Source organism: Rhizobium leucaenae USDA 9039, assembly GCF_000426285.1.
Classification (GTDB): domain Bacteria; phylum Pseudomonadota; class Alphaproteobacteria; order Rhizobiales; family Rhizobiaceae; genus Rhizobium; species Rhizobium leucaenae.
Genome location: NZ_AUFB01000016.1, coordinates 12248 through 33458 on the forward strand (window position 1 = coordinate 12248; position 21211 = coordinate 33458).

Annotated in this window: 20 protein-coding genes and 1 tRNA gene; 9 read left to right on the top strand and 12 right to left on the bottom strand. The window is 59.4% G+C overall.

What is annotated here, in order from left to right; genetic code table 11:
• Positions 1-6 precede the first annotated feature (6 nt).
• From sfsA to sthA, 5 genes are all read left to right on the top strand, one after another.
• Positions 7-756: a DNA/RNA nuclease SfsA gene (gene sfsA / locus K290_RS0121980; RefSeq protein ID WP_028753864.1), complete on the top strand. Its 750-nt coding sequence runs from the start codon at positions 7-9 to the stop codon at positions 754-756.
• Between the two features lie 2 nt (positions 757-758).
• Positions 759-1592 (top strand): type I methionyl aminopeptidase, encoded by an 834-nt coding sequence (gene map, locus K290_RS0121985; RefSeq protein ID WP_028753865.1) that lies wholly within the window; start codon positions 759-761, stop codon positions 1590-1592.
• Positions 1593-1634: 42 nt separating this feature from the next.
• A complete protein-coding gene (radC, locus tag K290_RS0121990) occupies positions 1635-2444 on the top strand; it encodes a RadC family protein (RefSeq protein ID WP_245276622.1) in 810 nt (269 codons plus the stop codon).
• Between the two features lie 256 nt (positions 2445-2700).
• Positions 2701-3297, top strand: a complete 597-nt coding sequence (locus K290_RS0121995) for a dual specificity protein phosphatase family protein (RefSeq protein ID WP_028753867.1) — start codon at positions 2701-2703, stop codon at positions 3295-3297.
• A 103-nt stretch (positions 3298-3400) separates the two neighbouring features.
• Positions 3401-4804: a Si-specific NAD(P)(+) transhydrogenase gene (gene sthA / locus K290_RS0122000; RefSeq protein ID WP_028753868.1), complete on the top strand. Its 1404-nt coding sequence runs from the start codon at positions 3401-3403 to the stop codon at positions 4802-4804.
• 37 nt (positions 4805-4841) lie between these two features.
• On the opposite strand, the gene K290_RS0122005 is transcribed toward sthA, so the two are convergent.
• The 6 genes from K290_RS0122005 to K290_RS0122035 all read right to left on the bottom strand — a co-directional run bounded on the left by K290_RS0122005 (position 4842) and on the right by K290_RS0122035 (position 10079).
• Positions 4842-5618, bottom strand: a complete 777-nt coding sequence (locus K290_RS0122005) for a helix-turn-helix domain-containing protein (protein WP_037135993.1) — start codon at positions 5616-5618, stop codon at positions 4842-4844.
• 11 nt (positions 5619-5629) lie between these two features.
• Positions 5630-5932: a putative quinol monooxygenase gene (locus K290_RS0122010; protein ID WP_028753870.1), complete on the bottom strand. Its 303-nt coding sequence runs from the start codon at positions 5930-5932 to the stop codon at positions 5630-5632.
• A 382-nt stretch (positions 5933-6314) separates the two neighbouring features.
• Positions 6315-7811: a trigger factor gene (gene tig / locus K290_RS0122020; RefSeq protein ID WP_028753871.1), complete on the bottom strand. Its 1497-nt coding sequence runs from the start codon at positions 7809-7811 to the stop codon at positions 6315-6317.
• A 276-nt stretch (positions 7812-8087) separates the two neighbouring features.
• Positions 8088-8172, bottom strand: a tRNA-Leu gene (locus tag K290_RS0122025).
• Between the two features lie 144 nt (positions 8173-8316).
• On the bottom strand, positions 8317-8922 hold the full coding sequence (locus K290_RS0122030) for a GDYXXLXY domain-containing protein (protein WP_425337601.1): 606 nt from the start codon (positions 8920-8922) through the stop codon (positions 8317-8319).
• A 2-nt stretch (positions 8923-8924) separates the two neighbouring features.
• Positions 8925-10079: a DUF2157 domain-containing protein gene (locus K290_RS0122035; protein WP_028753873.1), complete on the bottom strand. Its 1155-nt coding sequence runs from the start codon at positions 10077-10079 to the stop codon at positions 8925-8927.
• A gap of 829 nt (positions 10080-10908) precedes the next feature.
• Here K290_RS0122035 and K290_RS36440 point away from each other — a divergent pair.
• The 3 genes from K290_RS36440 (at position 10909) to trmFO (ending at position 13039) form a co-directional block, all read left to right on the top strand.
• Positions 10909-11055 carry a DUF1127 domain-containing protein gene (locus K290_RS36440; protein ID WP_007690983.1) on the top strand — a complete coding sequence of 49 codons (147 nt, stop codon included), beginning with the start codon at positions 10909-10911 and terminating at the stop codon, positions 11053-11055.
• Between the two features lie 318 nt (positions 11056-11373).
• Positions 11374-11517, top strand: coding sequence for a DUF1127 domain-containing protein (locus K290_RS36445; RefSeq protein WP_065091553.1), 144 nt, complete (start codon positions 11374-11376; stop codon positions 11515-11517).
• Positions 11518-11629: 112 nt separating this feature from the next.
• Entirely contained in the window at positions 11630-13039 is a 1410-nt protein-coding gene (trmFO, locus tag K290_RS0122050; protein ID WP_028753874.1) for a methylenetetrahydrofolate--tRNA-(uracil(54)-C(5))-methyltransferase (FADH(2)-oxidizing) TrmFO, read from the top strand.
• 118 nt (positions 13040-13157) lie between these two features.
• Here the strand turns inward: trmFO and K290_RS0122055 are convergent, their stop codons facing one another.
• The 5 genes from K290_RS0122055 to yajC form a co-directional block, all read right to left on the bottom strand.
• Entirely contained in the window at positions 13158-13631 is a 474-nt protein-coding gene (locus K290_RS0122055; RefSeq protein WP_028753875.1) for a hypothetical protein, read from the bottom strand.
• Between the two features lie 75 nt (positions 13632-13706).
• Complete coding sequence (locus K290_RS0122060; RefSeq protein WP_028753876.1) at positions 13707-14567, bottom strand: phytoene/squalene synthase family protein; 861 nt, start codon at positions 14565-14567, stop codon at positions 13707-13709.
• Between the two features lie 17 nt (positions 14568-14584).
• A complete protein-coding gene (locus K290_RS0122065) occupies positions 14585-14971 on the bottom strand; it encodes an Mth938-like domain-containing protein (RefSeq protein WP_028753877.1) in 387 nt (128 codons plus the stop codon).
• Positions 14972-14975: 4 nt separating this feature from the next.
• Positions 14976-17513 carry a protein translocase subunit SecDF gene (gene secDF / locus K290_RS0122070; protein WP_028753878.1) on the bottom strand — a complete coding sequence of 846 codons (2538 nt, stop codon included), beginning with the start codon at positions 17511-17513 and terminating at the stop codon, positions 14976-14978.
• A 166-nt stretch (positions 17514-17679) separates the two neighbouring features.
• Entirely contained in the window at positions 17680-18027 is a 348-nt protein-coding gene (gene yajC / locus K290_RS0122075; protein WP_028753879.1) for a preprotein translocase subunit YajC, read from the bottom strand.
• A gap of 206 nt (positions 18028-18233) precedes the next feature.
• Here yajC and K290_RS0122080 point away from each other — a divergent pair, with 206 nt between their 5' ends.
• Complete coding sequence (locus tag K290_RS0122080) at positions 18234-19106, top strand: ATP-binding protein (protein WP_028753880.1); 873 nt, start codon at positions 18234-18236, stop codon at positions 19104-19106.
• Positions 19107-19285: 179 nt separating this feature from the next.
• Here the strand turns inward: K290_RS0122080 and K290_RS0122085 are convergent, their stop codons facing one another.
• Positions 19286-21064: a LysM peptidoglycan-binding domain-containing M23 family metallopeptidase gene (locus K290_RS0122085; RefSeq protein WP_028753881.1), complete on the bottom strand. Its 1779-nt coding sequence runs from the start codon at positions 21062-21064 to the stop codon at positions 19286-19288.
• Positions 21065-21211 lie beyond the last annotated feature (147 nt).

Below are 21211 nucleotides of genomic sequence, written 5' to 3' on the forward strand. Positions count from 1 at the left end.
GTATCCATGCTCTTCAATCCGCCCCTCGTCCCCGCGCGGCTGATCGCCCGCTATAAGCGCTTCCTTTTCGATGCCGAACTGGAGAGCGGCGAAATCATCACCGGCTCCTGCCCGAACACCGGCTCGATGCAGGGGCTGACGACACCCGGTTCGCGCATTTGGCTTTCCGAACATGACAGTCCGAAGCGCAAATATCGTCACGTCTTTGAATTGATCGAAGCCGATGCCACCATAGTCGGCGTCAACACCGCCATGCCGAACCGGCTGGCAGCGGAGGCAATCGCTCTCAGGCAGATTTCCGATCTCGGCGATTACACGACCGTGCGGCGCGAGCAAAATTATGGCCGCAATTCCCGCATCGACCTGCTCTTGACCGACCCCTTGCGGACGACCACCTATGTCGAAGTCAAGAATGTGCATTTTATGCGCCAGCCGGGCCTTGCCGAATTTCCCGATACGGTCACAGCCCGCGGCGCCAAGCATCTCGAAGAACTCGGCGATATGACGGAGGCCGGATATCGCGCCGTCATGCTGTTCGTGATCCAGCGGCATGACTGCGGTCGCTTTCGCGTCTGTGGCGATCTCGACACGGTTTATGCGGCAGCGTTCGAGCGAGCTTTGAAGCGCGGCGTTGAAGTCTATGCTATCAAATGCAAGGTTTCACCGACAGAAATAACGCCCGCTGGGTTGATCCCGATAGACGAACCCGGCATAGCTGCATTAAATACCAGTATAAAGATTTCTGCTGAAGGCTGATCATGGTGAATTACATCGAAGCGGCAACGGCGCCGTCGAAAAATACCGGCGCCATCCGCCTCTACGGCCCCGACGCTTTCGCAGGAATGCGCAGGGCATGCCAGTTGACCGCTCGTTGCCTGGATGAACTGGCTGCCATCGTCGGGCCTGGCGTACCCACCGATGTGATCGACCGCTTCGTTTTCGAATTCGGCATGGATCACGGCGCCTACCCGGCGACGCTGAATTATCGCGGCTACATGAAGTCGTCCTGCACGTCGATCAATCATGTCGTGTGCCACGGCATCCCGAATGACAAGCCGCTGCGCGACGGCGATATCGTCAATATCGACGTGACCTATGTGCTCGATGGCTGGCATGGTGATTCCAGCCGCATGTATCCGGTCGGCGAGATCAAGCGCTCGGCGGAGCGGCTGCTGGAAGTGACCTATGAATCGCTGATGCGCGGTATTGCCGCCGTGCGTCCCGGTGCTCGGACCGGCGCCATCGGCGAAGCGATCCAGGCCTATGCCGAAGCGGAGCGCTGCTCCGTCGTGCGGGACTTCTGCGGCCACGGCGTCGGCAGCCTCTTCCATGATTCACCGAACATCCTGCATTACGGCCGCGCCAGCGAGGGCCCGGAACTGCGCGAAGGCATGATCTTCACGATCGAGCCGATGATCAACCTCGGACGGCCGCATGTGAAAGTTCTCGGCGACGGCTGGACGGCCGTCACGCGCGACCGTTCGCTTTCGGCGCAGTACGAGCACACCGTCGGCGTTACCGCCACGGGCTGCGAGATCTTCACCCTGTCGCCCGGCGGCCTCGACCGCCCCGGCTTGCCGCCGCAGGGGTAATACATGGCGAAGCGGCCCGCTTCCTCTTCCGGACATGGCGACATGCCCGTCGATAGCGGCGGGGCGGATGGTCTTGAAGACGTGTCGCTTTTCGACGAGCGTCTGTTTTTCGCCCACCAACCCGCCAAATTCGCGCTGCGCAACAAACCGACAAAACCGCCGAGCGCGCCAGCCAATGGCGAAGCCCATTATCATGGGCACCGCGAAAGGCTGCGCAATCGCTATCGCGATGGCGGCGATGGGGCGCTTGCCGATTACGAAATTCTCGAACTCCTGCTGTTTCGGCTGATTCCGCGCCGCGACACCAAACCGATCGCCAAGGCGCTGCTTGCCCGATTCGGCACGCTCGGTGGCGTCTTCGGTGCGCCGGCTAATCTGCTGCAGGAAATCAGCGGCGTCGGGGAAGCCGTGGCCCTCGATCTGAAGCTGGTGGCGAGTGTTGCGCAGCGCATGCTGAAAAGCGAGCTGGCCGGCAAGCCGGTGCTCTCCTCCTGGAAAGCTTTGATCGACTACTGTCACACAGCCATGGCGCACGAGACGCGCGAACAGTTTCGCATCCTGTTTCTCGACAAGCGCAATGCCCTGATCGCCGACGAGGTGCAGGGTTTGGGCACGATCGATCATACGCCGGTCTATCCGCGCGAGGTGGTCAGACGGGCGCTTGAACTCTCCGCCACCGCGGTGATTCTCGTCCACAACCACCCGTCCGGTGACCCCACTCCCTCGCGCGCCGATATCGACATGACGAAGACGATCATCGATACGGCCGGCCCTTTGGGCATCACAGTTCACGATCATATTATCATCGGCAAGAACGGCCACGTCAGCTTCAGAGCGCTGCGCTTGGTCTGAATCGCACTCCGCAGGGTAATCAAGACTTTTCAATATCACCATAACGAATTGTTTTTATTGCGCTCCTGGTAAAAGCAATCTCCTCGAATGCTGAAACATCAACAGTGTACGACATCGAGGGCTCCTCTTCGCGTTTCAGGTATTTGTCAGGATGATCTGACAGAACGACAACGCATCCAGATCGGCGTGTTTGCCGGCGGAAGCGGTTGTTTTATATGCGCCTTATCCCTTGAGGTGCGGCGTGCCCGGAGACTACATGCCGAAGACGTCATCGCCGCTTTCTCATCGTTTGCGCCGCATTGGTCGTGGTGTGCTTTTTGCATTTTCTCCCTTTGCGCTGATTGCCGGCGGTTTCTACGCTCATATGCTATGGACGACGAACTTCCATCCCGTCATCGCCGGCGAGGTCTACCGCTCTTCTCAACCATCTCCGGCGACGATCGCCGAACTGCAGAAGCAGTATGGTATCAAGACCATCATCAATCTGCGCGGCGAAAACAACGGTCGCACTTGGTATGACAGCGAAGTCGCCCAGGCGAAGGAACTCAATATCAACCACATCGACTTCAAGATGTCTGCCAGTCGCGAACTGACCCGGGAACAAGCAGCTCAGCTCGTCCAGATCATGCGCGATGCACCGAAGCCGTTGTTGATTCATTGCCAAGCCGGCGCAGACCGCACGGGGCTTGCCTCGGCCCTCTATCTCGCTGCTATCGCCAAAGCCGGCGAAGCCGTTTCGGAACGTCAGATGTCGATCATCTACGGACATCTGCCACTTTCCTTTACCGATGCCTATGCGATGGACCGGACTTTCGAAAAGCTTGAGCCTTGGCTCGGCCTTTCCAGCTCCTAATCTTTCCTGTTAGATAATCTGTAACATTGAGCAGCTACCGGTTGACGGGCAGCATGTTGCGTTGCGACATTGATTCCATAATTCCAATCACCCGAGGCTTCCGATGGACCAATTCGATCTCATAGTCGTGGGCAGTGGCCCCGCCGGCCGCAGGGGCGCCATTCAGGCCGCCAAGCTCGGCAAGAGAGTGCTGGTCATCGAACAGGGAAAGCGCGTCGGCGGTGTTTCGGTCCATACCGGTACCATTCCGTCGAAGACGCTGCGTGAAACTGCACTCAATCTCTCCGGCTGGCGCGAGCGCGGCTTCTACGGCCGCGCCTACCGTGTCAAACAGGAGATCAGCGCTGCAGATTTGCGCCGCCGCCTGCTGATCACTCTCGACCATGAAGTCGAAGTGCTGGAGCATCAGTTCGCCCGCAATCGCGTGCAGCACATGCGCGGCAAGGCGAGCTTCGTCGATCCGCAGACCCTGCAGGTCGTCAAGGACGACGGCGAAGTGCTCCATGTGACCGGCGCCAGCATCCTGCTTGCGGTCGGCACCAAGCCTTTCCGTCCGGACTACATGCCCTTCGACGGCAAGACCGTTCTCGACAGCGACGAGTTGCTGGAGATCGAAGATCTGCCGCGTTCGATGGTCGTCATCGGCGCCGGCGTCATCGGCATCGAATATGCGACGATCTTCAGTGCGCTCGACACGCAGGTGACGCTGATCGATCCGAAATCGACGATGCTCGACTTCATCGACAAGGAAATCGTCGAGGATTTCATCTATCAGCTACGCGACCGCAACATGAAACTACTGCTGGGACAAAAGGCGGAGAAGGTCATCCGGCAGAATGGCAAGGTGGAACTGCTGCTGGATAATGGCCGCCATATCGTCACCGATATGGTGCTGTTTGCGGCCGGCCGCATGGGTGCTACCGATACGCTCAATCTGGCCGCGGCCGGTATCGAGGCGGACAATCGCGGCCGCCTCAGCGTCAATCCCGAAACCTTTGCCACCAACGTCCCCCACATCTTCGCGGCCGGCGACGTCGTCGGTTTTCCGAGCCTCGCTTCGACGTCGATGGAACAGGGCCGTATCGCCGCCCGCGTCGCCGTCGGCGCCATCGCCAAAGAACCGCCGAAATATTTCCCCTACGGCATCTACGCCGTACCGGAAATCTCCACCTGCGGTCTTTCCGAGGAAGAGGTCAAGGAACGCCACATCCCCTATGAATGCGGCATCGCCCGTTTCCGCGAGACGTCGCGCGGCCATATCATGGGCCTCGATACCGGCCTCTTGAAGATGATCTTCTCGCTGAAGACGCGCCGGCTGCTCGGCGTCCACATCGTCGGCGAAGGCGCGACCGAACTCGTCCATATCGGCCAGGCGGTGCTGAACCTCAAAGGCACGGTCGAATATTTCGTCGAAAACACCTTCAACTACCCGACCCTCGCCGAAGCCTACAAAATCGCGGGGTTGGATGCGTGGAACCGCATGGGCGATATCAAGTCGGAGCTTTGATGCCCCTGTGACGGCATCTGTGCGAAGCCCAGGCAAATTACGCGTTTGGAAGGCTGGCGCCCTGGATGCTGAGGCGGAAGGCCGTCGGTGTCTGGCCGTTGATTTCTAAAAATGCGGCGTTGAAGGCCGATAGCGATGCATAGCCGACCGCGTATGCCGCCTCGGTGATAGTCACACCATTCGCTCCGAGAAGTTCCATTGCGCGAATGATGCGCAACCGGCGCAATGTCTGACGCCAGGTCATACCCATCTCGCACGAGAAACGCCGCGCGAGGGACCGTTCCGTCATCGCGACGTCGCGCGCAATCGAGGCGAAGTCCGGCGCCTCGGCCATCCGCTGTTCGGTCAGTCGCATCGCCGCAGCAACGCCACTCGAACGGGGTAGCGGCATGGCGGCATTGGACGGCGTAGCGGCGAGTTGGCTGACGACCGCGGCTAAGGTCGCGAAGAGTTGCCGCGCATAGGGATCGAGCGGCTTATCGACATCGGTCCAAACACGGCAAGCGAGGATTAACTCGCGCGCGAGAGGAGTCACATTGATGACCGTAAGAGCCTCTGCCGGAGCGGGAATGAATGTTCGAGCGAAGAGAGTTGAACAAGCCATCACGGCCTGCGGCAAGGTTACATGAATACTCCGACCCGCTTCAATAATGGCGGCCCGCGACGGGGGCAATGACCAGACCTTGCCCTCCGCCTCGAGACGCATCGTGCCGGCCGTACAGTAAAGCAGGTAGTGCCGGTCGAAACGCAATTCAGCACGGTCGGCTGGAGGAAACAGCCGGGAAACGCTGTAAGCTTCGGCTGCTTCGCCCATCAGTATATGCCTCAGGCGATCGTCTCAAGAACTTCGGACATCATCCGTCGGCTAATCGGCGGCGCCTTCATCAATGGGCGCAGCACAAGGCCGAGCTGCTTAAACACTTCCGACGCCGTATAGGTGCGGAAATGCTCAACGTCCCGCCACTCGTGCCAAATGCGAACCGCCCCGTCGTCGACAGGGTCGATATAGGCACTGAATGCGAGGTTTCCCTCCATGGTGCGGATAACATCACTATCTTGAAGCAGCCTTGCGATGACTGCGGCGCGGCTTTCGGGTTCAACAGTAAAATCGACGATTGCGATGAACATTTGGCTATCTCCTTGCCCTTAACGCTCGGGAGGTTAGTCGAACATAGTGATTGATGGCTGCCGCGCATTGGTCAAATGTACACGTCTAAAGGACAAAAACAATTCATATCCGGCCGGCATTAGCGGGGTTTCCGGTTGCGCATTTACGCAGCTGTGGTGAGGTGCGCTCGGCAGCGACCGTGGCCCGTCTTTGCAAGCAAGCCATCATCGATCATCTTACCAAGATAGAAACGATGAATGCCAATATCGGTCAATTTCTTATCCAGCCGATAAGTCCCAGCCCCTCTCCTCGTGCGAGGAGAGGGAGTTTACTGTTTCATCACAACAAAAAGGCCCCGCCGCGAACGGCAGGGCCTGATTTCGTTTCGGAACGAGAGCTGAATTATTCGGCGCTGTCTTCAGCAGCCTTCTTCTTCGGAGCCGCCTTCTTCTTCGGAGCAGCAGCTTCTTCGCCTTCGGCGGCAGCTTCGGTTGCTTCAGCCTTGGCAGCAGCCTTCTTCTTCGTTGCAGCCTTCTTGGCAGCCGGCTTGTCTTCGGTTTCGGCTTCGTCGTCAGCCAGCAGCGCTTCCTTGGAAACGGTCTTGTCGGTGACGTCGACTTCGGTCAGCAGGTGGTCGATGACCTTTTCTTCGAAGATCGGCGCGCGCAGGTTGGCAGAAGCGCCGGGCGTGTTGCGGAAGAAGTTCAGGATTTCCTTTTCCTGACCCGGGAACTGCTGGAGCTGCGCATAGAGGGCGCGCTGCATTTCGTCTTCGCTCACTTCGACGCCGGCCTTTTCGCCGATTTCGGAGAGAACGAGGCCGAGGCGGACGCGGCGCTCAGCGAGCTTGCGATATTCTTCGCGAGCCTTTTCTTCCGTCGTGTCTTCGTCTTCGAAGGTCTTGCCGGATTCATCGAGATCGGTCTGGATCTGGCGCCAGATGCTGGCGAATTCGGCTTCGACAAGCTTCTGCGGGGTGTCGAACTGGTACATCTCGTCGAGCTGGTCGAGGATCTGACGCTTGACCTTCTGGCGGGTGACGGAGCCATACTGGCTTTCGATCTGGCCGCGGACGATTTCCTTCAGGCGATCGGCGGATTCAATGCCGAGCTTGGAGGCGAGTTCGTCGTTGATTTCGATATCGCCGGGAGCTGCAACTTCCTTCACCTTAATGTCGAAGGTAGCTTCCTTGCCGGCGAGGTTCTTGGCCGGGTAGTCGGCCGGGAACGTCACGGTGATGGTCTTTTCGTCGCCGGCCTTGAAGCCCACGAGCTGCTCTTCGAAGCCCGGGATGAAGCGGTTGGAGCCGAGGACGAGCTGAGCGTCTTCGTCCTTGCCGCCCTCGAAGGCTTCGCCGTCGACCTTACCGAGGTAATCGATGGTGACGCGGTCGCCGTCGGCGGCCTTGCCCTTCTTCGTCTCGTAGCTGCGGGCGCTTTCGGCGATCTTCAGGATCTGTTCGGTGACTTCGTCCTCGCCGATTTCTGCGACTTCGCGGGTAACCTTGATGCCGTTGACGGACTTCAGTTCGATTGCCGGGATGACTTCATAGGAGAGCGTGAATTCGAAATCGGCCTGAGCGGCGAGAATCTTTTCAGCCTCGTCCTTGTCCTCGGTCATGGCGATTTCCGGCTGGGTCGCCGACTTTTCGCCGCGCTCGGTCAGGATTGCCGGCGGCTGGTCACGAACGATCTCGTTGACGAGGTCGGCCATGATCGACTTGCCATAGACCTTCTTCAGATGCGCAACCGGCACCTTGCCCGGACGGAAACCGTTGATGCGGACCTTGTCCTTGACCTCGGCCAGGCGCTCGTTCATGCGAACTTCCATGTCCTTGGCCGGGATGACCACCTTGATTTCGCGCTTCAGCCCTTCAGCGAGCGTTTCGATAACCTGCATTGTCCTACCTTCATTCATGGCGGCCGTGCCCAGACAGCCGTTCGTTTCGATGAGCACGACGCCGGAAAATCCCGAGCGTGGCTTGCATGCAATTCCTCATCATCTTGCCAGAGCGCCGCGCGTTCGAACGAATGCGCAAAAGGTCGCTCGTCCTCTCGGAATCTAGGGCATCTTATCCACTTTCCACTAGAAAGCGGGATGCTCTAGGCAAAATGGCGCGTCCAACAGCGGGTCAGGAGACAGGCCGTTAAGCCTCTCCCGTCCACAAGGCAGCCTTGGTGCGGGTAGAGAGACTTGAACTCCCACGCCTTGCGGCACCAGAACCTAAATCTGGCGTGTCTACCAATTTCACCATACCCGCGTTCCCAAAAGCATACGGCAATGCCTGCCCATGAGGCCTTCCGGAGCGCGGCGTCTCTATATCACCCGTTTTAAACCACGCAAAGGAAAAATGACGGTTCGACGACCGTCCACGGACCTTGTTTGGTTTTCTGCGGAAACCCTGTCAGTAAAGCGGCTCTTCGTAGACAGATTTGCCGTCCAGCAGCAGGCTTCTGATATGCGCCTCGCCATCTGCGGAGATGCGGGCGGCGATGGCGACGCGGTCGTGATTGCGTGCATCCTCGATGGTGCGACCGGCCCCTTCAGGCACATAATAGCGCTCGATGCCGTATGTGACGGAGATCGTAGCCTGCGGGCTATCGCCATAAGAAAAATAGTCGAAAGGCAGGGTTTTGAGAACGACCGTATCCGGTTTCGGTTCCAACGTTCCAAAGGACGATTCGACGATGCCCCAATAGCCGTCATCCTGTTTCTTCAGGCGGACCGATAGAACCTGATTTTTCCGGCTGTCCGTCGGCGCCCCGCCGATGAGGGTTGATACCGGCACCCGGGAAATATCGTAGTTCAACGTCACGTAGTCGCCGCGCAGCAAATCGCGGGGATCGATCGGCGCGGTTTTCAACAGCACTTCGACGCCGCTCCTCAGGCCCCAGGCCCGTTCGCCCACCATATAACCGAGGATGGCCGTCTGCAGCGCCGCGACGATGATAGCGGCAATCCACATGCGTCGGCTGAAATTGCGTGCAACGGTGCCCGCCTCGGCTGCCATCGTCATGCCTGCACCTCCTGCCTGTCGTTTCGAAGGCCGTCTTGATGGGAAAATCGCCGCTCAAGACGAATGACCAGCCAGGCAGCGATGGCGACCAGGACGCCGCAGATGAGGAAGAAGCCCGATGTCCCGATGATCGAACCGACTGTCTCGTTTGCGAGATAGAGGATTTCCCAGGCAAAGACGACATAGGCAAGATAGCGCACGGCACCGTTGTCCCGGCCACTCAGAGTGATCGCGACGACGGCGCTTGCGAGCGTCACGAAGGCGATTACGATGAGAGGCAGCTTGTTTTCAACCCATATAGTATTCTCAAAAACCCCGTCGCCGATCTCTCCATGGATTGCGATGAGACCGATGGCAGCGATGAGGAAGGCATAGAAGGCCGGCGCCGCACCGGCGGTCCGTGCGATCCGTATCAGGGGTGAGACAGGCAGGCTGACGGCCAGAAAGGCAACCATGCCGGCGGCGGCAAGCAGGACAGCCGCATGCAGGCTTTCATACTGCGCAAAAATCCATGTCAGCCAACCAACGAGCATCAGATAAGCTAGATGCCGGGACCTCGGCGCATCGACATACCGGACAAGGGCAATCAGCACGGCCGCCATGACCGGCGGCGCCCAGGGCATGATGCCGTACCATTGGTCATAATGATCCCAAAGATAGAAGCCGCAAAAACCCCAGGCCAGGAAACCGGCGAGTGCGACCTGCGCGCTTGAGCGAAACAATGCGGCAGCGACGCTGGCGACTGCGAACCAGACGATCATCATCGTCAGCTCGTCGCCGGAGAGATTATACATCTGGCCGACCAGCGACATGGCGCCGCCGAAACTCATCGTACCGAGAATCAGCACCGCCGAAGCAAGAATCGAATGCCCGCGCACGAATGAATAGGCGCCGCCAAGATAGAATGCCCAGATCATCGCTGTGAGCCCGAAGAGCCTGATGAGCCTTGGGATCGCCTCCCAATTCGACGCTACGAAAAGCAGGATTGCGACACCGACCAACAGCGCTGCCATGACGGCAAGCACACGGCCGAGGCTGAAGCTTGCCGGGCGGCTGTCGTATTCGCTGAGGATCGCCGCCGCTGCCGGCGCGTCGACTAGCCCCTTATCCATCCAGATCTTTAGATCACGCCCCAGCCTAGCCCGGTACATAACGCGCCCCTGTTAGCGATTCCGTCACCCCAGAGTGTCTTATCACATATCGAGGACGTTCGAGGTCGCTCTTTCATGTCTCAAATCAAGCCGAGTTTTCCAGAAGGTCATGCCGCGTTAATGCAAGGTTAAGGCTCCGCTTCCTATACTTGTCATTTGCTGGATGGATGCGATCTCAAGCTATGCGCCATCAGCATATCTCCCATGAAATTATTGCGCTGCACAAAAATAAAAAGTCATACTATTTTACAAGCATCGAAGGACGGCGGTGGCGCGCCGCTTCGGCGAAAGCCGGAAAGAGCCTGAGGATGAATTCCTTATATAGAATTCGGAGCCGCACACTCCTCCTCCCAGTGCGCTCCGATGGATTGACGACACTCCTCCTCCCAGTCGTCAATCACCACAAATGACGCCCACCGCATCCTCCTCCCGCGGTGGGCGTTATTTTTTCCAGGAAAATCGATTAGTCCCTTTAAGTCTGTGGACGCGACTTGCTCCCTTTGGCGACTCCATCCGGCAGGCCTCGCAAGGATGGTATGAACCGCGCTCAAACGCTTGGAATTGTGAGCAATTACTCATGATTTGAGCAGGAGCGCAAAAGTTCGGTCAACCATTCGACCGAATGCCCATCTTCATGCAACGTCATGTGCACATAAAGCAGCCACTCCTTTAACCAAATTCTCATCCTGAATTGCATGCTGCGCATAGGTGGCATGAAGCATTCGCGCTTTTACTTCTTGCAGCGCAGCATATATTCCCGCTCAACAGATCAAGAACGGAACCAATCACGGCACCGGCGAGATCTCCAAACCCTCGAAAGTGATTTAAAATGAACCTGACCCGCTCTTTCAATAACTGGCGCAAGTACCGTCAGACCGTTACCGAACTCGGCCGGATGAGCACCCGCGAACTGCACGACCTCGGTATCGATCGTTCGGACATCCATCGCGTAGCTCGCGAAGCCACCGGCCGCTAAGTAGCGGATTGGCTTCGCTAAACAGCGACAGCCTACACAACGCCCGTTGCGGACAACCGCGGCGGGCGTTCTTTTTTTGGCCATTGTTCTCTGGCGCCGTTTGCGCCTGCAGCAACCCTCAAGCTGCCCTAAACTATTCGCCTCAGACAGGTCACATAAATTTTGGGCATTGATGGCTTTTTGGGCGTCATATTGCACAAATGCATAGCAGACGCATTTTATTTGCACTGCAAAATATTCGTCCTCGCGCCTATATAGATACCAAGCGCTGAGGCGGCAATCGTGCCGCTCGCAACCTGAATGACTGAGGACACAACAATGAACCCGCTTCGCATTGCCAAGAACTGGATCAGCTATCGCCGCACCCTGAACGAGCTCGGCAATCTTTCCAGCCAGACCCTGTCGGATATTGGCGTTAGCCGTTACGAAATCCGCAACATCGCTTCCCGCTCTTTCCGTTAATACAACGGACCAAGTGGACTGCCTCAAGACGGCGCCCTTCGGCGCCGTTTTTGATTCCGGCTTTTGCGTAAAGCAATTGGATCACCGGCCTGCCCGTGGTAATGACGCGCGCATGACAAATAGCAGCTCTTTTTCTCCCATCCATATCATCGGCGGTGGCCTTGCCGGCTCGGAAGCCGCGTGGCAGATCGCCAGCGCCGGCGTACCGGTCGTCCTGCATGAAATGCGCGGCGTACGCGGCACCGAGGCACACAAGACTGACGATCTGGCGGAACTCGTCTGCTCCAACTCTTTCCGCTCCGATGACGCGACCAGCAACGCGGTCGGCGTCATCCATGCGGAAATGCGTCTGGCTGGCTCGCTGATCATGGCTTGCGCCGACAGGCATCAGGTTCCTGCCGGCGGGGCGCTGGCGGTGGATCGCGATGGATTTTCGGCAGCAGTCACGCAGGCGATCGAAAGCCACCCCCTGATCACGGTCGTGCGCGAGGAAGTCCAGGGCCTGCCGCCGAAGGAATGGGATCAGGCGATCATCGCCACCGGACCATTGACCGCGCCCGGGCTTGCCAGCGCCATCCAGGCGGAGACCGGTGCAGATGCGCTCGCCTTTTTCGACGCCATCGCGCCGATCATCTATCGCGACAGCATCAATATGGATATTTGCTGGCATCAATCCCGCTACGACAAAGTCGGACCAGGCGGCACGGGCAAGGACTATATCAACTGCCCAATGGACGAAGCCCAATATAATACCTTCGTCGATGCCCTGACCGCCGGCGATGCCGTCGGTTTCAAGGAATGGGAAGGCACGCCCTATTTCGACGGCTGCCTGCCGATCGAAGTCATGGCCGAGCGCGGGCGCGAGACGCTGCGCCACGGGCCGATGAAGCCGATGGGCCTGACTAACGCCCATAACCCTACCGTCAAAGCCTATGCAGTCGTCCAGCTCCGCCAGGACAATGCGCTCGGCACGCTCTACAACATGGTCGGTTTTCAGACGAAGCTGAAGTATGGCGCGCAGGCCGAGATTTTCCGGCTGATTCCGGGCCTGGAGAATGCGGAATTCGCGCGGCTCGGTGGCCTGCACCGCAATACCTATATCAATTCGCCGACTTTGCTCGACCCCTCGCTCACGCTGAAATCGCGGCCGGGCCTGCGTTTTGCCGGCCAGATCACCGGCTGCGAGGGTTATGTCGAGAGTGCCAGTATCGGCCTGCTCGCCGGTCGCTTTGCCGCTGCCGAGCGTAAAGGCGAGGCGCCGTCCCTGCCGCCGCATACGACGGCGCTGGGTTCGCTGCTCAACCACATTACCGGCGGGCATATCGTTTCCGATGAAGAGCCGGGCAAGCGCTCCTTCCAGCCGATGAATATCAATTTCGGGCTGTTTCCGGAATTGGAACCGGGTTCCATCGTCAAACCGGAAGGCGTCAAGCGCTTCCGCGGCAAGGACAAGACGATCATGAAGCGGCAACTGATCGCCAAGCGGGCGCTGGCGGATTGTGCAGAGTGGCTGGGACAATAATTACCTTCGCCCCAGCGGGAAGAAGGCCGCCTAAAGGGCGGGTTGAGGGGCACTAGCGGGAAGAATTTAGTGTGGCTCACAGCGACACCTTGCCGGCAGCGCCCCCTCAACCGGCCATTCACGATTTCGTTTCGCTCAACCGATCATGTGCACCTTCTCCCCGCTGGGGCGAAGGTTTTTCAACATAATTGCCGAGCAGCCAGAGGGAGACCTCGGCGGCGTCTGCGGGCGTGGCGAATTCGAATGTGCCGTTGTGGTGCGGAGCGTCTAGGAAATCGACGGTCAAGCCGCGACCGGTTCCAGAATCCTTGGCACGCGCCCTGCCCGGCTCGATCAGATGAACGGCAAAATGATTGCGCAGGCTGCGCATGAAGCCGGCCTTGTCATCATGCAGGCGCACGAAAACCGCTTGGCCGTTGGCCGTCGTTTGCAATTGCCGGATTGCCTCGGTCGGAAAAGCGCGGCCGAATTCAAGAATGGCAAGACCGGTATCGTGCAAACCGTCTTCCTTGTTCTGCGACGCCATGCGCGTTGCGAAGAACGCAAAGAAAACGACGATCGCAAAGAGTATGCACCAGACGATGATGCCCATAGCGGCTCTCCTAGGATGCGGGCAAATGTTCAGCAGTCTCTATAGGCCCCGAGACTTGCGCGAGCGTGGTCGATTTCAGATTTTCCTGTTGATGGACGCCAGTGCCATGCGCATCTGTCGCCGCCATTGCGGCTGCAGGAAAGATCGATCGAACACCTCAGCGCCCAGCGCTTGCGCGCGCTTCAGCACCGGCTCCGCCAAAACGACCGGCAGGAAAGCCGGAAATACCGTCGGCGAAATATTGCCGGCAGCTCTCGCCTTCGCCAGATGCTCGCGGCCGAGTCCAGCGAAAGCTTCGATCGCGGCAGAAATGCGTGCCCTGTCCTCGCCGGCGAGGAAGGCATCACGATCGAGGCCGGTTGCCGTCAGGATTTCCAACGGCACATAGAGCTGCCCGCGGCGGCGATGCAGCGGCATCAGCAGCAACAGCCCTGCAATTGCCTGCGCGACGCCGGCATGCCCAGCGGCGTCGGCCGAGCGACGGGCGTCCTCCGGCGACAGCACCAGGCTCGCGAGCTGGATCAGCGCCGAGGCCGTCTCGCCGGCATAACCTTCCAGCGTGCCGCGCGTTTCCATCGGATCGTCGTAGAGATCGAAGATGCGGGCATCGATCATATCGATCAGCGTTTGACGCGGCAGGCGATGGTGTTCGATCGTCGCGAGCAGCTCGGCAGCTACGGGATTGGCGGCACTCGACCCATGCGCCTGTCCTTCGAGCAGATCGCGCCAATATTGCATGCGCACTTCGCCCGGCAGGGGCTCGTGGACGAGATCGCGGATGCGCGCCAACTCGGCATTGAAGGCATAGAGTGCGGCGAGAGAACCCCGCTTATCCTGCGGTGCCAGCAGGCAGGCAAGATAGCGGTCGCGATCAGTGTCGCGAAGCGTCGCCAGGCAAATATCCTGGTTGCTACGGGGCGCAGCTAATGTCGTCATGCCTTGCCGGATCCTCGTCAAACCGCGATCAGCGCCGCGGCCACGGCGCGCGACTCAGCCAGCATGATGTTGAATGTGCGCACCGCCGCTCCCGTATTCATCGAATCGGAAGAAATCTGCTTGGCCCGCAACGCCGCCCGCAGCTCCGAAGGCAAGGGCCGCAATTCCATGCCGGTGCCGACCAGTAGCACTTCGATCCCGGCCGCCTCATCGAGCACTTTCTGGAAATGCGCCGGCGTCAGCGCATCTTCTAACGTCATGTCCCAGCCATAGATGCCGGAGGGCAGGCAGAGCAGCGAGCCGCGATGCGACATATCGGCAAATCGGAAACCGCCATTGCCATAAGCGTCGATCGGTGCGCGGCCGGGAAAATGCGCGTTCCGTATTTCTATGCCTTTTGCCACTCTGTCACACCGCTGGTTTACTTGATTGCACGTCGTTGCCTGCCTGGTCTTTGTTTTCACCGCCGGCCTGGAATTTATCCGGGCGCAGCTTGAAGACGATCAGAACCGGGGCCGCAATGTAGATCGACGAGAAGGTGCCGACCGCGACGCCGAAGAGCAGGACGAAGGTGAAGGAGCGGATCACCTCACCGCCGAATATATAGAGCGCTAACAGCGCCAGCAAAGTCGTCGCGGAGGTCAAAACCGTGCGCGACAGCGTCTGGTTGATCGAAGCATCGATCAGAATCGGCAAAGGCATTTGCGAATAGCGTTTGAGATTCTCGCGCATCCGGTCGTAGACCACGACCGTGTCGTTCAGCGAATAGCCGACGATCGTCAAAAGTGCAGCAATACCCGTCATGTTGAATTCCATGCCGGTCAGCACGAAAAGGCCAAGCGTCAGGATAACGTCATGCAGGATGGCGACAATCGCGCCAACGGCAAACTGCCATTCGAAACGCAGCCAGATATAAACGAGGATCGCAGCCAGTGCCGAAACAACCGCAAGTGAAGCCGTCGTGCTGATTTCGCCTGAGACGGCAGGGCCGACGACCTCGACGCGGGAGAAGTCGTAATCCCTGCCCAGCTCGTCGCGCACGAGGGTCACGGCGGATTGTTCGGCATTCTCGCCGCCCTGCTGCGCGTGCACCCGGATCACCGCACTCAGCCGATCGTCCAGCCGTTCGACCTGCACATCGCCCGGAACCACGTTCTGCAGGCGCGATTGAATATTGGCCGGATCGACAACGCCGTGCTTGGCGCGAACCTCGATGATCGAGCCACCGGTAAAATCGATGCCGAGATGCATGCCGACCATTGCGAAGGCAAGCAGAGTTGCGACCGACAGCGCTGCCGATACCGTGAACGAATAGCGGCGGATACCCATGAAGCGGATATTCGCGCCGTCGAAGATGCCGCTTCGCACGCCCGCCAGCAGCACACGCGGCTTGCGGTGCGAAATCCAGGCGTCGACAAGCGAACGCGTGACGAAGCAAGCGGTAAAGAAGGTGGTGAAAACGCCCGTTATCAATGTCGCCGCAAAGCCCCGAACCGCGCCGCTGCTGACATAAAAAAGGATGGCGGCGACGATAAGCACCGTGAGATTGGCGTCGGCTACTGTGGCGGCCGCCCGGTTGAAACCGTGGCGCAGCGCGTCGACAAGAAGATGGGTCTTCTTTTCCTCTTCCCGGACGCGCTCATAGATCAGCACATTGGCATCGAGCGCAATGCCAATGACGAGAACGATGGCGGCAATCCCGGGCAGGGTCAGCGTGATGCCGAACAGCCCCATGATGGCCAGAACCATGATGATGTTGATGATCAGCGCGATCGTCGCGGCGACTCCGAGCAATCCGTAGAAGCCGATCATCAATGCGGTAACGAAAATGGCGGCGGCAATACAGGCGGTGACGCCCGAGCGCATCGTTTCATTGCCTAGGCCGGGCTTGATGGTTCGCTCTTCGACCGTGGTCAGGGTCGCGGGCAATGGCCCGGACTTCAGCATGACGGCGAGATCCTGCGCGCCCTGCGCCGTGAAATCGCCGGGTACATCGATATCGCCGGTGGTGATTGCGGTCTTCAATGCAGCGGCCGAAATGACCTGATCGTCAAGCACGACCACGATATTCTTGCCGAGATTGGCAGCCGTCGCCTGGGCAAAACGGCTGGTCGCTTCGGCCGTCAACTTGACGGAGATATTGCCATCGTTGTTCTGGGCATTGGATACCGCCACGGCATCGGCAAAGTCGATATTCGAAAGCAGAGGCTGCTTTTGCACGAGATAGCCGACCGGCGGATCGTCGTCGGAAAACAGCACTTCCGAACCGGCAGGCGGTCGGCCATTGATGGCATCTTGCACCTGCATGGATTGATCGACCAAACGGAAGCTGAGCTGGGCGGGCTGGTTCAGAAGGTTCTTCAGGCGCTGCGGATCGGCAAGGCCCGGCACCTGAATGATGACGCGATCCGCGCCCTGCCGACGGATCATCGGCTCGCCGACGCCCAACTGGGCTATACGGTTGCGGATGACGTTGAGCGAGCGCGCCATGGATGCGGAGACACGCTCATTGATGCCGGCATCGGTAATATCGATGGTAAGGGCACCGTTGTCGCCTTGCGACAAGGTCGCCTCTGCCTTGCCGCTGGTGATCGGCTTCAGGGCGTTTACTGCAGCCTCAACCTGAGCGGGATCGTTGATGCGGAGCTGAATCTTCTGGCCGGTACCGGTGAGACCGGAATAGCTGATGTTGACCGTGCGCAGCCTGGCACTGATATCGCCGACCACTGTCTCCAGCCGGTTCCTGACGACATCGCCACGCTCGATCTTCAGCATAATATGCGAGCCGCCCTGAAGATCGAGCCCAAGCCCGACTTTCCGTTGCGCAAACCAGGCGGGAAGAGAGGAAAGCTGCTGATCGCCGAGCAGATTGGGCACGGCAAGGAAAACGCTCAAGAGAACGGCGAACCAGATCAGGACGGTCTTCCACCAGGAGACGTGCAGCATCGCTCTCTCGAGTTTTGGCTTCTCACTGCGCCCCGACAATCACCGAGGCACGTAAAGGCGCAGTAACGCTTTGAAGTTGCGCATATTTCTCCACGAAAGTCGAATCCGATTTTCGAAACACGCGCCGACGTGGCAAGCCGCTTCGACCTGCCTCCCCTGGTAAACCTTACGCAGCGTCAGCCTTGACCGGCTCGCCCTTGACCCGGACTTCGGAGATAGCGCTGCGAACAACGCGGATGCGAACGCCTTCGGCGATTTCGACTTCCAGTTCCTTGTCGTCGACGACCTTAGTGACCTTGCCGACGATGCCGCTCGTGACGATCTGGTCGCCGCGGCGGATGTTCTTCAGGACTTCCTCACGCTTCTTTGCCTGCGCGCGTTGCGGCCGGATCAGAAGGAAATACCAGACCACCATCAGCGGCACAAACAGGATGATCATTTCAAAGCCGGAACCGCCAAAGACGCCTGCGGCTGAATCTGTCGCGCTCTGCGCATATGCGTTGGTGATAAACATCGAGAACTCCCTTCAACTCCTTGCGGGAACAGGCCCCGCGTCAGGTGGCCGGAATATAGTTGTGATCATCGCGAATGCAACAAAAACAGCCGCAGACCGTACTGTTTTCCAGGCCTCTTAGCCTTTCAGGTCCGAAAGGAGCATGGTACCCGGCAGCACAGGGAGCATTTTACTCCTTTCCCGACTAACGTTCTGGAGGAAAAACGGTGACCGAAGATCAAAACACGCTGATCCTTGCGGAAGTCCGCCGTCTCGCCGACGCGCTTGAACGCCTCGCCGGCCCGGCGCCGGCCGTCAACGATTGGAACGCCGCCGATTGCTTCGTCTGGGTGCCTGCCCGGCTCCATTTGCAGCCGGTTGCCCGGCCGAACCGCGTGGCGCTGACCCTAATCCGCGGCGTCGACCATGTGCGCGATATTCTGCACGAGAACACGCTACGCTTCACTGAGGGTTTTGCCGCCAATAACGTATTGCTCTGGGGCGCGCGCGGCATGGGTAAGTCATCGCTCGTCAAGGCCGTGCACGAGGATGTGCGCCGTGCCACCGGCGTTTCGCTGAAGCTGGTCGAAGTGCATCGAGAGGATATTTCCTCATTGCCGGTGCTGCTGGATATCCTGAAAGCTGCGCCGCACCGCGTCATTGTCTTCTGCGACGACCTTTCCTTCGATCACGACGATACCGCCTACAAGTCGCTGAAGGCGGCGCTGGACGGCGGCGTCGAAGGGCGGCCGGACAATGTGCTGTTCTATGCCACATCGAACCGCCGCCACCTGCTGCCGCGGCACATGATGGAAAATGAGCAATCGACGGCGATCAACCCTTCGGAAGCTGTCGAAGAAAAGGTCTCGCTCTCCGACCGTTTCGGCCTCTGGCTCGGCTTCCACAAGTGCAGTCAGGAAGACTATCTGCAGATGATCGACGGCTATGCCGATTACTTCAAACTCACCCTCGACCGCGCAGAGATGCATCACGAGGCGCTTGAATGGGCGACGACACGCGGCGCGCGCTCCGGACGTGTGGCGTGGCAATATATCCAGGACCTCGCCGGACGGCAGCGGATCGTGCTGAAGCGGGATTAACCTCCGCTTTCCTGGAGCGGTTCAGCGTTTCACGGAACCGCTTTCCCGCTCCATCCCCTTGTTTTTATGCATTCCGGACGGAAAACCGCGTCGCACTTTTCCTGGAATTGCTCTTGGCTTAGAACGACAAAAAGCCCGGTGGTGACCGGGCTTTTTGCAGACTCCTTGAGACGCACTACCTATTCAAGGAACGTCATTGGGTTGACCGGGGCCGAATTCTTGCGAACTTCGAAGTGAAGCTGCGGCTGCTTGACGTCGCCGCTCATGCCGGAAGTCGCGAGCGTCTGGCCGCGCTGAACCTTCTGGCCGCGGGCGACGCTGAGCGCATCGGCATGGCCGTAGACCGTGACGGTGCCGTCGTCGTGACGGACGAGGACCGTGTTTCCGAGTTCCTTCAGGCCGTTGCCGGCATAGATGACCACGCCGTTTTCAGCGGCCTTGATCGGCGTGCCTTCCGGAACCGAGATGTCGATACCGTCATTGCGGCTGCCGTTGACGTTGGAGCCGTAGCCGGCAATGACCGCACCACGCACCGGCCAGCGATATTTGCCAATACCGGTCGCTTCCGGTGCATCAGCCTGCACGTCTGCCTTGGCGGCAGCGTCGCTGACAGACTGCGTCGGCGCTGCGATTGCGACGGCCTGCGGCTTGCCGGCATCGGATGCCTGCGCGGCGGCCACGGCCTTGGGCGCTGCCTTTGCTGCCGGTTCTGCGGCTGCGGTCTTTGCGGCAGCGGTTTTCGCAGCCGGCTTTACGCTCGGCTCAGCGGCGGCCTGCTTCGGCTCCATGGCCGGCATGGCAACCGATTTGACGGCGGACTTCTGCGGCTCGATCGAGGCAGTTTTCACCGGATCGGGCCTGACCGGCGAGGCTTCCGCGATCGCGCCACCATGCGGCAGCTTCAGCGTCTGACCGATACGAATGCCGCCGCCCTGCTCCATATGATTTGCCTGCTTGAGCGCCTCGACGCTGACGCCAGCGTTCTTGGCGATCCTGGCGAGCGAGTCACCCGGCTTGACGACATAGGTGCCGTCGCCCTTCGGCTGCGGACCCTTGCCATTGCCGGCAGCGAGCTTGCCGGGATCGGCGAGGCCGGCCTGCGACTTGCCGCGCATCTGGCCGTTGGAAGGCAGTACGACTGCATCCTGCTCCGGAGCCTTGACCGGCGCGGGCATCTTGCCGCCCTTGGAAAGGTCGGTCGCTTCCGAAGCCATTTTGGCCGGGCTCGGGGCGCCTGCACCGTTCATGGTCGGGATGATGATCTGCTGACCCGGCTGAGCACTGGCGCTGTTCTTCAGGCCATTAGCCCGCAGGATTTCCTTTTCCGGAACGCCGTAGCGGCGCGACAGCAGGCTTATGTTTTCGCCCGGACGCAAGGTGACGCTCGGCGCATTGACCGCTGTCCAACCGGACGAAGATGCGGCAGCGGGCGCCGCCTTGATCGTGCCGGTCGACAGCGTATCCGGAGCCAGAGCGGGCTTTTGGCGGGAAACTGCGGCCTTGCCACGCGATGCCGGGAACGGCTGTGCCAGCGCTTCAGCCTCTCCCTTGGAGGCGACATGCGTGCGCGCCGGCGCTGCGGAGGCGGTCGGAGCCGCAAGCTCGGTCCGCTGGATCGCAACGGGAGCGGTCGATGCGCGGGCACTTGAATAGGATGGATTATAGCGGGCCGGAGAATTCGGATAGGGCCGTGTAACCAGTGTGTTCTGCTGCGAATAATCCTGCTGCTGATAGCCGCCGCCCTGAGCAAGGTCCGCACGCGGCACGGGATCGCCGTCCGGCCCATTCAAGCCGCGACGATTGATCGAACCGGTCGTCACCTGATCAGGAGAGCCCGCAAAAAGCCCGCTGAAGCGCGTCGTGTCCGAACTACAAGCTGTCGCGGTACTCGCCAGGAGAATGGCCACCAGGACTTTCCCTGCCGATTTACCGAAGTTTGACGAAAGACTGAAACCCATGACTCGACCCACTTGAGACGCAACCGTTTATGGGTCGATTAAAGCGCGTTAATCTTACCATGCGGTTAAAGCACTGGTGTCGCATGTGTTTTTTTGAGGAATTGCTAACCATAGAAGATGAATCCCCGCGCTGGCGGGATACTTCCT